The sequence below is a fragment of the Amycolatopsis sp. cmx-4-61 genome (genome assembly GCF_046548775.1).
Classification (GTDB): Bacteria; Actinomycetota; Actinomycetes; order Mycobacteriales; family Pseudonocardiaceae; genus Amycolatopsis.
Window position 1 is genome coordinate 65,033 of record NZ_JAEBEI010000023.1, and the last position, 13,010, is coordinate 78,042.

The window sequence follows — 13,010 nt, forward strand, 5'->3', positions numbered from 1 at the left end:
GCACTGCCACGTGGAAGTGCCGCCCCCGGCGGGTGCTAGACGGTGATCTTGTCGACGTTCGGGCCGCCGTTGGCGGTCGTCGCGGTCGCCTTGATCTTGTTCGTCCCGGCGGTCAGGGTCACCGGGATCGTGACCGTCTGCCAGGTGTCCCAGTTGCCCGTGCCGCCGAACGCCACGCCCGACGCCACTTTCGTGCCGTTGACCGTGATGTCCATCGGGCGGTTCGCCGTGGTGCCGTTGGCGAACCGCAGGACGACGTTCGCCGGTCCCGCCGCGGCCGCGGGCACGGCGAACTCCACCGCGCTGCCGGTCGCGTTGTCGTAGTTGACGAACCCGGTTCCGGTGTAGCCCAGGTGGTTCGACTCCGCGACGCCGCTGGTGATCGTCGCGTCCTCGGCCTGGTAATCCGCCGGGGTTCCCGGGTTCACCGAGCCGTCCGCCGGGATCGTCTTCGTCCCGGTGTTCCAGCCCGCGACCCGCACGGACGGCTTGGCGCCCTTGAGGTCCGCGGTCCGGTACGTCGCCGTCAGCGTCGCCGACTCACCGGGCCAGAGGCTGACCTGGTTGTCGGTCCACCGCACCGGCAGCACCGGTGCGCCCGCCGCGCCGAGGACGTGCGCGTCGACGAAGAACGCCGGCACCTTGCCTGCCGAGTCGTTCTTCAGCGTCACCTTGGTCGTCGTGGTGCCGTCGGCGTTCGCCGTCGAGGACGCGCTCGCGCCGACCGTGACCGAAGCCAGCGAGTTCAGCCCCGAGAGGTCCGCGTACGACGTCGTCGGCGTGTAGTACCAGTCGCTGTTGGCCCAGTCGAGGGTGTCGGCCTTGGTGGACAGCCAGTAGACGTTCCGGCTGACCTCCTTGCCCGAGGAGTCGGTCAGGACCAGCTTCGCCAGGTACGTCGTCGACAGCCCGCTCACCGAGCCGATGGTCAGCGCGGTGGTCTTCGCGCCGTCACCGCCCACCGACACGGTCTTGGCCTGGTCGAACTTCGCGGTGCCGTCCAGGTTGAACAGCTGGACGCGGGCGGTCAGGCCCGCCGCCGCGTCGTGGTTGTGGTTGACCACCACGACCGACTTCGTGTCGTACGAGTACTGGATGTGCAGCGGCTCGTTCGCCTTCTTGGCCCCGAAGTACGAGCCGTTCTGGTCGAGGTAGGCGTCGAACAGCTGCCAGTGCAGCGACGTCCAGCCGCTGTTGAGCATCCAGTAGATGATCCCGGTGGCCGGGTTCGAGCTGTCGCTGAAGTTCCGCGAGTGCGACTCGAACTCGGCGCGGACGTTCTCGTACTGCGCCAGCTGCGCCTTCCGGACGAAGTCGTCCAAGCTCGCCGGCTTGCCGTAGCGGCCGGCGAGCGCGTCGCCGAAAAGCTTCAGGTCGGCGAACGTCGAGGACGAGGACCGGTGGTACTGCGCGGTCGACGGGCTCTTCCACATCGTGTCGAGCTCGCTCGCGGACATCATCCGCCTGAGCGTGTCCATCGTCGGGATGTCCGGCCCGGCGCTGGTCTCGGAGTTGAAGCCCCACGCACCGCCGAGGTCGCTGTGCGCCTTGTCGTACCAGTAGTTCGGCGGGACGTAGTCGTACGGCCCGTTCATCTTCATCCCGGACGACCCGAGCTGCGGCGACGACTTCGCCGACGCGGCCGGGACCACCGGCGTGGGCCAGTCCGCGGCGGACAGCGCGTCGAGGTAGTTCTTCTCGATCGTCGCGTCGGGCGCGAAGTCGCTGCCGATGAGGAACGAGATGACGCTCGGGTGGTCGCGCAGGCGCTCGGCCTCCGCGGTCATCGACGCCTTCGCGACCGGGTAGTCGGCCGCGGTCCAGGGGTCGCCCTTCTCGTCCCCGTTGACCTGGCCTTCCCACTTGTCGCAGCACTCCCAGCCGGGCAGGGTCAGCACGCCCATCCGGTCGGCGAGGTCGAAGAACTCGTCCGGCTCGATGTGGCCTTCCAGGCGCACGGTGTTGAGCCCGAGGTCCTTGACGTAGGCGAGCTTGTCCGCGGCGGCCTGGGCGTTCCAGCGCAGGAACAGGTCCGGCGAGTAGCCGCCGCCCTTGATCAGCAGCGGGCGCCCGTTGATCGTGTACGCCCGGCCGCCGCTGGAGTTCTTGTTCGCCGTCACCTGGCGGACGCCGAAGCTCGAGTGCGCGGAGTCCGACGCCGTGCCGCCGACGCTCGCGGTCAGGTCGAGGTCGTAGAGCGGCTGGCCGCCCATCCCGGCCGGCCACCAGATCTGCGGGTTGTCGATCCCGACCACGCCGAAGGTGACGGTCTTCTTCTCCTTCGCCGCCAGGCTCACGGTCTGGTTGATCGCGCGGCCGGCGACCGTGCCGGAGACCGTGGCGGAGACGGCGGCCGCAGAGTCGTTGCGGACGTCGGCCTTCACCGTCAGGTCGGCGTGGGTCAGCCCGGTCAGTTTCGTGACGACGTGGCCGCCGCGCAGCGCCACCGGGCCGCTGCGCCGGACCAGGACGTCCCGCACGATGCCCATGTTCTGGTCCGGCGGGGTCTGCGCCCAGTCGATCCAGCCCATCGACAGGTCCTTGTTCGGGTCGTTCGGGTAGACCTTGAACGCGATGCTGTTCGTGCCCGCCTTGACCTGCGCGGTGATGTCCAGGTCGTGGCGGGTGTAGGCGCCGGTGACCTGGGTCTTGTCGGCGATCCGCGTCCCGTTGACCCAGACGTCGGCCTTCGACAGGACGCCGCTGAAGTCGAGGTACGTGCGCTGGGTCGTGTCGGCGACCGTGAGGTCGGTGCGGTACCACCACGGGACCTGGAAGTCCGCGGTCGGCACGTTCTTCATGTTCGTCGAGTAGAACGGGTCGGCGTACTTGCCGTTGGCCAGCAGGCCGGCGTACACGGTCGAGCGCGGCCCGACGGGGTACCAGCCCGAGGTGTCGAAGCCGGGCTTGGAGACCGCGGAGTCGTCGCTGACCTGGGCGGACGTCTGGATCAGGAAGCCGGGGACGGCGGTCGCCGGAGCCGCGGCCGCGACGACGGCTCTCGCGGGTTCCTGGCCGGTGGCCGACGCGACGGTGGCCCCGCTCACCGCGACGGCCAGCGCGGCCGCCACGAGTAGTGTCCGGGTTCTTCTCTGCCGATAGCTCACTAGCGCGCCTCCTAGGCACCCACGGCGGCGGGGGACAGCGGACCATCGTTAGGGAACTTTCCTAACAATTGCGACGATCGTAGCGGCCCGGTCACGCCGGGAACAGGGGTGTTTCCTCAGCCGCGGGTGGCCTGCCACGCCGCGGCGGCGCGCAGGGCCAGCAGGAGCGGCAGGGAACCGTCCTCCCAAAGCCGCGGCGGCAGTGCCTCGCTGAGCGGGACACCGCCGGTCAGCGCGGCACCGACGGCGCGGAGGTCGACGTCGAAGAGCGTCAAGCCGGCGCTGTAGAGCCGTTCGCCGCTGACGGGCCGGCGCCGGGCGACTTCGGCGCTGTCGACCGCCAGTTCGGTCAGCCCGAAGAACTCCGGCTTGGCGCCGCGTTCCATCCAGCGCGCGAAGCCGACCACCTTCGTGACCCGGACGTCGGCGGGGGTCAGGCCGCTCTCCTCGCACAGCTCGCGTTCCATCCCGGCGCGGACCGCGGTGTGGAGGAACCGGCGCGGGCCGCCCTCGGGCGTGCGCAGGTCGCGCGGCTCGAGCGAACCGCTGCCCGAGGGGGCGAGCAGCAGCCCGCTGACGGAGTTGAGCGGCGACTGGCGGACGGTGACCAGCTTGCCGTCGGTGGTGAAGGCGACAGTGGAGACGCCGACGAGGTCGGCCAGCGCGCTGCCGCTCAGCTCCCGCAGCGCGCCGGCGGTGTCGGTGAGCTCGGCCTTGCGCAGGTCGTACTCTTCACCGGTGTCCACGCGCGTGATGCGCAGCGCGGCCAGCTCGTTCGAGCAGACGGCGTCGAAGAACCGCGCCCGGTGCAGCCGGATCGGCGCGGGCCGGGCGCCGGCGGCGGGCAGCGGGTCGCCGCGCATGCCGACGATCGGGCCGTTGAACAGCAGCCGGCCGCGCGCCCGCAGCGGCAGGACGTGCGGCGCGGTGGCCTTGAGGGACGGCGGCAGCCGGTAGGGCTCCTCGGCGACGTCGATCGTGTGCCGCTCTTCCCACAGGTGCCGGTCGATCGCGGCGCTGACGAGCGCGGTCCCGCGAGCGGGGACGGCCAGGTAGGCCGCCTCCGGGTAGGCGGCGGGCGGCGGCAGTTCCGCGGTCGGGAAGGGCGCGGCGATGGTGGTGAACTCGAACCCGGCCCACCGGCGGCGCAGCAGCCGGACGTCCCGCGTGAAGGTGGCGACACCCAACGCGAGCGCGACGACGGACAGGACGACGCCGACGGCGCTGGGCAGGATGGTGACGGCCCCGAGCACGACCCCGAGCCCGGACGCGGCGAGCGGCCACTCCCGGGCCCCGACGAAGCCGAGGTAGTCCGCCTTGGCGCGGGCGCGACGCGTCAGTTTCCCCATTGCCGCACTGTTTAGCACGAACGGGGCGGGTTCAGGCCCGGGCGTCGAGGTAGACCCAGTGGCCGTCGTCCCGCCGGAAGCGGCTGTTCTCCTCGAGGAAGCCGTCCCGGCCCCGGTGGCGGTAGTGCGCCCGGAACTCGACGGTGCCTTCGTTGTGCAGCAGGCCCCCACCGGTGCGGCCGAGGATCTCCAGCCGCGTCCACTCCTGCCCGGGCTCGAGCCGCAGCCGCCGCGGCCGGGTGCCGGGGTGCCAGGTGCGCAGGAGATAGGCGGTGTCGCCCACGGCGAAGGCGCTGAACCGCGACCGCATGAGCAGTTCGGCGGTGGGAGCGGCGAGCCCCCCGTCGTGGAACCGGCCGCAACAGGCGGCGTAGGACTCGGCGAGACCACACGGGCAGACGGCGGGAGGCATCGGGAAATTGTGCCACGGGCGAGCCACCGCCGCCCGGGCGCCGCGGCGGTCGGCGGGTGCTTCCCGCGACCGTCCACTCCGGACTAGCCCGCGTTGACCGGCTTCCCGCTCTCCCTGGCCTCCTCCGTCCCGCGCACCGCGAGCCGGTCGGCCCGCTCGTTCTCCGGGTGCCCCGCGTGGCCCTTCACCCACAGCCATTCGACGCGGTGATCGCCGATCGCCGCGTCGAGGCGCTGCCAGAGGTCCGCGTTCTTCACCGGTTCGCGGGCCGCCGTCTGCCAGCCGTTGTTCTTCCAGCGGGGGAGCCACTGCGTGATGCCGTTGCGCACGTACGTGCTGTCCGTGTACACGCGGACCTGCGACGGGCGGGTCAGGCTCTCCAGGGCGCGGATCGGCGCCGTCAGCTCCATGCGGTTGTTCGTCGTCGGCGTGGCTTCGCCGCCGTACAGCTCACGTTCGTGCTTGCCGTAGCGCAGCACCGCGCCCCAGCCGCCCGGTCCGGGGTTCCCGCTGCACGCGCCGTCGGTGTAGATCTCCACGTCCACGCGGGGACCCTACCGGTCGCCAGGCTCGCCGAAGGCCGCCACGCCGGGTTACGGTGAACCTCCGGAGGGGAACCATGGACGACAGTGCGGACGGGGCGCTCCTGGCCTACCTCGCCGATGCCGATCGCGACTACCTGCTCGGCCGCGGCACCCGCCGCCGGTTCCGGGCGAACTCGCTCGTGCTCATGGAGGGCGATCCCTCCGACCACGTCCACGTGCTCGTCGCCGGCTGGGTGCGGGTTTCCACCGTCGTCGACGACGGCCGCGAGGTGCTCTTCGGGCTCCGCGGCCCCGGCGAAGTGCTGGGCGACCTCGCCGCGGTCACCGGGCGGCCGCGGTCGGCGTCGGTGCGCGCGATCGAGCCCTGCACCGTCTTCCAGCTCACCGGCGCCGACTTCGTCGACGTCCTGCACACCCGGCCCGCGATCGCCGTCGCGACGATCAAGACGGTCGCGGCCCGCCTCCGCAACGCCGAGTCCGCCCGGGTCGACGTCGCCGCCTTCGACGTCAGCCGCCGCGTCGCCGTGGTGCTGGTCCGGCTGGCCGAAGAGCGCGGCCGGGTGGAGCCCGACGGCGTGGTCATCGACGCGCTGTCGCAGGAGGACATCGCCGCGCAGATCGGCGCGGCCCGCCGTACCGTCGCCCGGGCGCTGCGCGTGCTGCGCGAGCGCGGAATCGTCGAGACCGGCCGTCGCCGGTTCCTCGTCCGGGAGCTCCGCGTCCTGCGCGCCTTCGCGCGTTCTGAGCCAAACGGCACACAAGGCGCGTGACACAGGACCTCTGACCGCCAGCGCCACCCCGCGATGCTGGGGACGGCCGGGGAAGAAGCGATGCCTTCCGGCCGGCTTTTCCTTTTTCGAGCGAGGCGCCGAACGGCTTCCCGCCGCCGCCCGGGACCGCGATGAGGAGGTGTGTCTGATGGAGAGCCACTCGATCTGGGCCCTGATCTCCGGGGCCTGCTGACCTGCGGAGGAGCCCGGCCGGCCGGCTCGTGGGGGGCCGGCCGGCCGGGCGGTCCGCGAACTCGCGGGATGCCTTCCGCCGGAAACGAAGGGGTGGGAACGACGGACGACCACAACCTGCCGTTCGTGCGCGAGCTGAACGAACTGCGCCGCGGCCGCGGGCTCGACGCGGCCGACCTGCACCAGCGCATCGGCCCGTGCCTGCGGGCGGCGTGCGCGATCACCGAAACCGACCAGCCCGCCGCCGCGCGCCGGAAGCTCGTGCTGCGGCTGACCGAGCTGTGCGGGCGGCTGCCGGCGGACCTGAAGCTGGCCGCGCTGACGGCGCTCGGCCTGCACGAGGAGGCCGCGGGGGAGTTCCTCGACCGGCGGATCTCGTGGCTGGCCAGCGTTCTCGACCGCGACCCGCGCACCGCCCGCCGCCGGATCGACCTGGCGTTCCGCCGGCTCGACGAGCTCCTCGGCGCGCCCGCACGCCGCGGCGAGGAGCACCCGCTGGCCGGCTGGTACGTCGAGTCGATGAAGGCGATGCTCCACCTCGACCACGACCCGCCGGAACTGCGGGAGGAACGCCGGATCGTCGCCGAAGCCGACGAGCTCGACGAGCTGGTCCTGCCGTTCAGCGTGCCGGCAGCGCCGGGCACCGACCCGCTGCCGGGTATCACCGCCGACGCGCTGTTCGGCGGCGAAATCGTCGAAGTGCGCCCGGTTTCGGTGAGCCACGCGCAGTTCGTCCTGCGGCTGCCGAGCCCGCTGCGGCTCGGCCAGCGCCACGAGTACGGCATCCGGTTCACGCCCCGGCGCGCGGAACTGCGGCCGTACTACGTGATGACGCCGTTGCGCCGCTGCGAGGCGTTCTCGGTGCGGGTCCGGTTCGACCGGGCGGCACCGCCGGCGCGGGTGTGGCGCCTCAACGGCGTTCCCAGCCGGGTGATCGACGACGGCGCCGATTCGGGCGAGGCGCTGACCGTCGACCGGGTCGGCGAAGTCGGGCTGGAGTTCCACGACCTGCACCAGGGGCTGAGCTACGGGCTGCAGTGGTCCTTCGGGGACTGAGCCGTCCGGATGCTGGGACGCGGAATAGCGGCGCGGACGCCGGGTTGGCATCGTCGTAGCCGACGGAAAGGGGCCCGCGATGAGCACGTTCACGCAGGAGTGGCAGGACTGGAAGGCCCGGCGCGAGACCGACCTGGCCGAGCCGCACGGCTGGCTCGCCCTGGTTTCCCTGGACTGGCTGACGGACTCGCCGCGGGAATACCCCGGCATCCCGGGCCGCTGGTGGCAGGACGCCGAAGCGGCGTACGTCGACCCGGCCGGCGCCTCGCTGGTGCACGACGGGGAACCGATCACCGGTGTCCGGCGGTTCGAGCTGGTCAACAGCGGCGCCGGCACGCGGGTGCTGTCCGGTGACGTCGAGATCGAGGTGGCCCGCCGGTCGGGGTACCTGATCCGCGTCCACGACCCGAAGGCCGAGGTGCTGCGCGAGTTCCGCGGGGTGCCGGCGTACGAACCGTCGCCGTCCTGGGTGCTGTCCGGGCGGTTCGAACCCTTCGCCGAGCCCAAGCCGACCACGGTGGGCGCGGTCGTGGAAGGGCTGAGCCACGTCTACACGGCACCGGGCCTGGTCCACTTCGCCCACGAGGGAGCGACGCACACGCTGACGGCGTTCAACGGCAAGGACGGCGGGCTCAGCATCCTCTTCACCGACGAGACCAGCGGCGTGACGACCTACGCGGCCAACCGGTCGCTGCCGGTCGGCGCCCCGGCCGCGGACGGCTCGGTGACGCTGGACTTCAACCGCGCGGTGAACCTGCCGTGCGCGTTCACCGACTTCGCGACGTGCCCGCTGCCGCCGGCGGGCAACCACCTGCCGTTCGCGGTCGAGGCGGGGGAGAAGATCCCGTACGAGCGCGGGTGACTCCCCCGCCCGCCGCTCAGCGGCGACGTCCCAGCGGGCGGTGTCTCAGCCGGCGGTGTCTCAGTGGGCGGTGTCCCAGCGGGCGACGTCTCAGTGGGCGGTGTCTCAGTGGGCGATGTCGATGACGACGCGGGTGGGCGCGGTGAGCGTGAAGACGTTCACCGTGGTCCGCGACCGCACGCCGAGCCCGACCGACAGCTGCCCCTCCCAGTCCCCGGTGAGGGCGACGGCCATGACGTTGGTCAGGTTCCGCGTCCGGAACTTCTGCGGACCGGGATAGGTCGGATTCCCGCTTTCGTCGTGCGCGGTCGCGGGCGTGACGGCGACGTTGATGAAGAATTCCCCGGTGAGCCAGACGATTTCCCCGCTGGCGTCGGCGGTCAGCTCGTCGACGAGCTGGTAGGAGACGGCGGGCGCGGCCCCGCTGCCGAGATCGAGCACGACCCGGTCGAACCCGGCGTTGTTCCCGGTCCGGATGGCGGTCAAGGTGGGCATCGTGGGATCGGCCTGGGCGGGCCCCGCGGCGGCGAGGATCCCGCTCCCGGCGATCAGCAGGGTGACGGCGGCGAGCGCGCGCCACTTCGTTCTGGACATGGTGGCCTCCTGGTGGAGCGAACCGGTGGGCGTTCCAGCGCTGGGTGCGCGGGGGACACGCCCGGTTCGTCCGGGAAGTTGCCGTGGTGTCCCTTATCGTTACCCGGCTGGTCCGAACGTGTCCGCGGCCGCCTCGACGACACCCCACCAGAGGAAGTCACGGGCTCGCGTCGCCGCGACCAGGCGCTGCCGGTCGCGGAGTTCCGCGGCCTCGTCGGCCGCCGCGCCGCTTTCCTCCGGCCGGGCGGGGAATTCGACGACCAGGACGGCCTGGAAGTCGAGGCCCTTCGCCCGGTGCACGGTGCCGACCTTGAGGTGGTCGTCGGGCGCACCGGAATAGTCGTCCAGTGACAGGACGGGGATGCCGGCCTCCCGCAGGATCCGGCGGCACCGCACGAGGTCCTGGCGCTGGAAGAGGATCAGCGCGGTCTGGCCGAGCGGGGCCGTCAGCCCGGCGATCCGCCGGAGCAGTTCGGCCGCGAGCTCCGCTTCGGTGCCGCGCCAGGACACCGCCGTCCCGCCCGTGTTGCCCGCTTCCGCGTTCTTCAGCGCGACCGCGGGCGCGCCGTCGAGGTCGTCGACTTCGTTGCGCGCGTCGAACCGCTGGGCGAAGGCCAGGACCTCCGTGCGGTTGCGGTAGTTGACCCGCAGCACCTCGCCCCGGCCGAGGACCGGGATGCCCGCGTCGGAGAGCCGCCAGCCGCCCGGGTAGACCTGCTGCTGGCCGTCGCCGACCAGGAGGAGCTGGTTCGGGCCGGTGCCGGCCAGTTCCTTGATCAGCCGGAGGCCGTTGAGGGTGATGTCCTGGACCTCGTCCACGACCACCGCGGCGTAGCGGGTTTCGAGGGGCTGACGGCGAAGCTCGGCCAGTGCCAGGTCGATTACGTCGTTGTAGTCGTGCAGGCCGCGCTCGGCGAGCATGTCCTGGTACGTCTCGTAGAACTGCCACACCGCGGCCTTCTGGTCGTGGCCCAGCCGCAGTTCGCGCCCCCGCCGCACCGCGGGACGGCGGTACTCCTCGAGCGTGGTGAAACCGCGTCCCTTGATGACGCGGTCGAGCTCGGTGCGCCAGTACTCGTCGTGCCGCTCGATCGGCTCCAGCACGGCGCGGTGGCGCGACCAGGCGCGGCCGAACGCGGTCCGCACCCCGCGCGGGTCGACCTCGACGGGCCGTCCCCGCGCGGTCAGGAACCGGCGCACCCAGGCGTGGAGGTGGACGAACTCGGCCCGGTCGCCGAATTCCGGGGCCAGGCGGCGGAAAGCGGCCTCGTGGACGGGCGGGAGGGTGCGCACGAAGGTGGTGAACAGCAGGGGACCGGCGGTCCGCCGGCCGACGTGCCGCAGCCGGTGCAGCGCGACGACGGTCTTCCCGGTCCCGGCCGGCCCGCTGATCCGCGCCGGCCCCCGGTAGTCGCGCGTGACGATCGCCCGCTGGTGCGGGTGCAGGAAGGTCAGCCACGAGTCGAAGGGCCGCGACTGCGCGGCGGCGACCTCGGCCGAGACGAGGTCGCCGGCGTCCAGGAACCCCTCGGCCGTCTCGTCGCGCCCGGCCGCTTCGACGCGCAACGGGACGTAGCCGTCGACGATCTTCCCGGCCTGCCCGCCGATGGCGTCGATCTGACGGCGGTCGAGGTGCGGTGCGGTGCGCTTGAACAGTTTCGGCAGTTCGGGTTCCGCGAGGACCCGGAACGGCCCGGCGTCCCGGATCGTGCTCCCGAGGCCGGGGGTGAGGAGCACGAAGTGGACGGCACTGCCGGTGAGTTCGCGCCCCCGGCCGTCCCTTACGCCGGCCCAGCTTTCTTCGGCGTGCCGCACGAGCGCGTGGAGCGCGGGCGGTTCCGGCGGGCCGGCGGCGATGGTGACGGCGAAGAGGCCTTCGGGGCCGAGGAGGAAGGCGTCCGCCCGCGCGTCCGGGGCCCCGGCCCGCACGAACAGGCGCCAGTTCCCGGCGGTCTCGACGAGCAGGGCGGTGAGGATCCGGCGCCGGTCGGCGGCCGGCGCCGGGACGTGCTCCGCCAGCAGTGCCGAAGCCTGCTGCTGGAGCACCCGCCTGGCGTGCCTGCCGAGCCCCACCGGCCCTCCCCGTCGTGACTTCGGCTCACCAGCCGCGTTCGCGCCACTCCGTCAGCTTCGGGCGCTCCGCACCCAGCGTCGAATCGTCCCCGTGCCCCGGGTAGAACCACGTCTCGTCCGGCAGTTCCCCGAAGATCCGCGTCTCGACGTCGTCCAGCAGCGACGCGAAGTTCTCCGGTGACGAGGTCTTCCCGATCCCGCCCGGGAACAGCGAATCCCCGGTGAACAGGTGTGGGTGCCCCGCCGGGTCCCGGTACAGCAGCGCGATCGACCCCGGGGTGTGCCCGCGCAGGTGGATCACCGACAACGTGACCTCGCCCACCGTCACCGTGTCGCCGTGCTCGAGCAGGAAGTCCGGTGGCACCGGCAACGGCTCCGCGTCCAGCGGGTGGGCCGCCGTGTTCGCGCCGTTCGCGCCCGCCACCGCGCCCAGGGCCTGCCAGTGGTCCTGGTGCTGGTGGGTCGTCACGACCGTCTTCAACGACGGCCGGTCCGGGCCGTGGCCGATCAGGTCCGAGATGCGGTCGGGGTCGTTGGCCGCGTCGATCAGCAGCGCCTCGTTCGACGCCCGGCACACCAGGAGGTACGCGTTGTTGTCCATCGGGCCGACGGACAGCTTGGTGATGGTGAGCGCGTCCAGGGTGCGCCGGGTGGCGTCGCCGCCCGGGTCGACGTGCCCCGTGTAGGTGTCCACGATGTTCACCCTGCACACGGTAGTCGTTTCGCTCCAAGCGGTTCCACCCGCACAAGCGCGCGGCCGCTGCGCCACGTAGGCTCGGCGAGAACCCCCGCCAGCCCCGACCTCAGGACGACCGTGCCCACCTCCCCGACGCCGCGCCGGATCAGCTGGGACCTCCTCCGGGTCGTCGCCGTACTGGCGGTCGTCCTCGGGCACGTCACCCACCAGGGTGCGCTGCTGCACCCCGAGCTCACGGGGTACCCCATCCGGGTGACCGCGCAGTTCGGGGCCGCGATCCTGCTGGTGATCTCCGCCTTCTTCGTGTGCGCCAGCCTCCGGAAGGGCGATCCCGGCCGGTGGCTGTGGAACCGCGTGGCGAGGCTGGTGCCCGCCTACCTGGTCGCCGTCCTGGTGACCTACGTCGTGACGCGGTGGGCCGCCATCTCCTTCAGCGGCCTGCCCTACCCGCCCGGTGTCACCGGCTTCCTCTTCGGCGTGCCGCAGGGCCCGCCGACGAACCCGGCGCCGTGGTACATCCCGACCTGGCTGGACCTGGTCACCAACCTCGGCATGGTCCAGGAGTGGGGCATCCGCTGGGACGCGTTCTACTACCTCGACGGCTCCTACTGGACGCTGCCGGTGCAGCTGATGGCCTTCACCGGCGCCGCCCTGCTGTGGCCGCGGTCGTGGCGCACCCACCGGCTGACCGTCGGCCTGCTCTGGGCGCTGATCCTCGTGCCGCTCGCGCTGCGCTTCGTCGTCTTCCCGCCGGGAACGACCGGTCCGGTCGTCGAGACCTTCTACTACGGCCTGGGGCTGCACCGGCTGCACGTCTTCGCCATCGGCGTCGCGATCTGGCTGTGGGCGCAGCGCCGGCTCGCGACCTGGCACGCCGCGCTCTTCGTGGCCGCCGCGGTCGCCGCGCAGGACCTGCAGGTCTTCCCGTTCCACGTCGCCCTGCCGCAGGACGCGCTGCGCTGGCCGTCCACGATCGGCTTCGCCGTGCTGCTCCTGCTGGTCTGCGTGGCCGCCCGCGGCCCGGACTGGCGGTTCCCGGGACTGGCGCGGATCGCCCCGGCCGTCACCTGGCTCGCGGGCATCTCGTATGGTCTTTATCTGGTGCACCAGGAACTGGGTTACATCCTGGCCCGTGCCCTGCTCGACCTCGGCCTCCCCGGCTGGCTGCGGCTCCTCGCAGTCATCGGCGCCGCCGTGCTGGCCGGCTGGGCGGTCACCGCGGGGGTCGAACGCCCGGCCCACCGGTGGCTCACCAACCGCCGGAAGCCCGAAGAACCGCAGGTCAAGGACGCGGAACCCGTTTTTGTCGGTGGTGGCTCGTAGCATGGTTCGAGGCCACCCGTGCAGCTTGAC

11 protein-coding genes are annotated in these 13,010 nt (G+C 72.2%); 4 read left to right on the forward strand and 7 right to left on the reverse strand.

Features of this window, described 5'->3' with window-relative positions; all coding sequences use genetic code 11:
• Positions 1-35 precede the first annotated feature (35 nt).
• The 4 genes from ACLJOU_RS40290 to rnhA form a co-directional block, all read right to left on the reverse strand.
• Positions 36-3,107: a glycosyl hydrolase 2 galactose-binding domain-containing protein gene (locus ACLJOU_RS40290; protein ID WP_410574536.1), complete on the reverse strand. Its 3,072-nt coding sequence runs from the start codon at positions 3,105-3,107 to the stop codon at positions 36-38.
• A gap of 116 nt (positions 3,108-3,223) precedes the next feature.
• Positions 3,224-4,456: a hypothetical protein gene (locus ACLJOU_RS40295; RefSeq protein WP_410574537.1), complete on the reverse strand. Its 1,233-nt coding sequence runs from the start codon at positions 4,454-4,456 to the stop codon at positions 3,224-3,226.
• 31 nt (positions 4,457-4,487) lie between these two features.
• Entirely contained in the window at positions 4,488-4,868 is a 381-nt protein-coding gene (locus tag ACLJOU_RS40300) for a YchJ family protein (protein ID WP_410574538.1), read from the reverse strand.
• Positions 4,869-4,951: 83 nt separating this feature from the next.
• On the reverse strand, positions 4,952-5,413 hold the full coding sequence (rnhA, locus tag ACLJOU_RS40305; protein WP_410574539.1) for a ribonuclease HI: 462 nt from the start codon (positions 5,411-5,413) through the stop codon (positions 4,952-4,954).
• Between the two features lie 74 nt (positions 5,414-5,487).
• Here rnhA and ACLJOU_RS40310 point away from each other — a divergent pair, with 74 nt between their 5' ends.
• The 3 genes from ACLJOU_RS40310 to ACLJOU_RS40320 all read left to right on the forward strand — a co-directional run bounded on the left by ACLJOU_RS40310 (position 5,488) and on the right by ACLJOU_RS40320 (position 8,293).
• Positions 5,488-6,183, forward strand: coding sequence for a Crp/Fnr family transcriptional regulator (locus ACLJOU_RS40310; RefSeq protein WP_410574540.1), 696 nt, complete (start codon positions 5,488-5,490; stop codon positions 6,181-6,183).
• 261 nt (positions 6,184-6,444) lie between these two features.
• A complete protein-coding gene (locus ACLJOU_RS40315) occupies positions 6,445-7,431 on the forward strand; it encodes a hypothetical protein (protein WP_410574541.1) in 987 nt (328 codons plus the stop codon).
• A 79-nt stretch (positions 7,432-7,510) separates the two neighbouring features.
• The gene (locus ACLJOU_RS40320) at positions 7,511-8,293 is read left to right on the forward strand and encodes a DUF1684 domain-containing protein (protein ID WP_410574542.1); all 783 of its coding nucleotides are present in this window, start codon (positions 7,511-7,513) and stop codon (positions 8,291-8,293) included.
• A gap of 105 nt (positions 8,294-8,398) precedes the next feature.
• Here ACLJOU_RS40320 and ACLJOU_RS40325 read toward each other — a convergent pair whose 3' ends face one another.
• From ACLJOU_RS40325 to ACLJOU_RS40335, 3 genes are all read right to left on the reverse strand, one after another.
• Positions 8,399-8,887 carry a hypothetical protein gene (locus tag ACLJOU_RS40325; RefSeq protein ID WP_410574543.1) on the reverse strand — a complete coding sequence of 163 codons (489 nt, stop codon included), beginning with the start codon at positions 8,885-8,887 and terminating at the stop codon, positions 8,399-8,401.
• A gap of 99 nt (positions 8,888-8,986) precedes the next feature.
• Positions 8,987-10,960: a UvrD-helicase domain-containing protein gene (locus ACLJOU_RS40330; RefSeq protein ID WP_410574544.1), complete on the reverse strand. Its 1,974-nt coding sequence runs from the start codon at positions 10,958-10,960 to the stop codon at positions 8,987-8,989.
• 25 nt (positions 10,961-10,985) lie between these two features.
• Complete coding sequence (locus tag ACLJOU_RS40335) at positions 10,986-11,663, reverse strand: MBL fold metallo-hydrolase (RefSeq protein ID WP_410574545.1); 678 nt, start codon at positions 11,661-11,663, stop codon at positions 10,986-10,988.
• 111 nt (positions 11,664-11,774) lie between these two features.
• Between ACLJOU_RS40335 and ACLJOU_RS40340 the strand changes: the two genes are divergently transcribed.
• Positions 11,775-12,980, forward strand: a complete 1,206-nt coding sequence (locus ACLJOU_RS40340; RefSeq protein ID WP_410574546.1) for an acyltransferase family protein — start codon at positions 11,775-11,777, stop codon at positions 12,978-12,980.
• The last annotated feature ends 30 nt before the right edge of the window (positions 12,981-13,010 follow it).

What these genes read in the sequence shown, in the direction of transcription:
- ACLJOU_RS40310 (WP_410574540.1), top strand. Translation starts at nt 5,488, where the DNA reads ATGGACGACAGTGCGGACGGGGCGCTCCTGGCCTACCTCGCCGATGCC.
- ACLJOU_RS40300 (WP_410574538.1), bottom strand. Translation starts at nt 4,868, where the DNA reads ATGCCTCCCGCCGTCTGCCCGTGTGGTCTCGCCGAGTCCTACGCCGCC.
- ACLJOU_RS40295 (WP_410574537.1), bottom strand. Translation starts at nt 4,456, where the DNA reads ATGGGGAAACTGACGCGTCGCGCCCGCGCCAAGGCGGACTACCTCGGC.
- ACLJOU_RS40320 (WP_410574542.1), top strand. Translation starts at nt 7,511, where the DNA reads ATGAGCACGTTCACGCAGGAGTGGCAGGACTGGAAGGCCCGGCGCGAG.
- ACLJOU_RS40315 (WP_410574541.1), top strand. Translation starts at nt 6,445, where the DNA reads ATGCCTTCCGCCGGAAACGAAGGGGTGGGAACGACGGACGACCACAAC.
- ACLJOU_RS40325 (WP_410574543.1), bottom strand. Translation starts at nt 8,887, where the DNA reads ATGTCCAGAACGAAGTGGCGCGCGCTCGCCGCCGTCACCCTGCTGATC.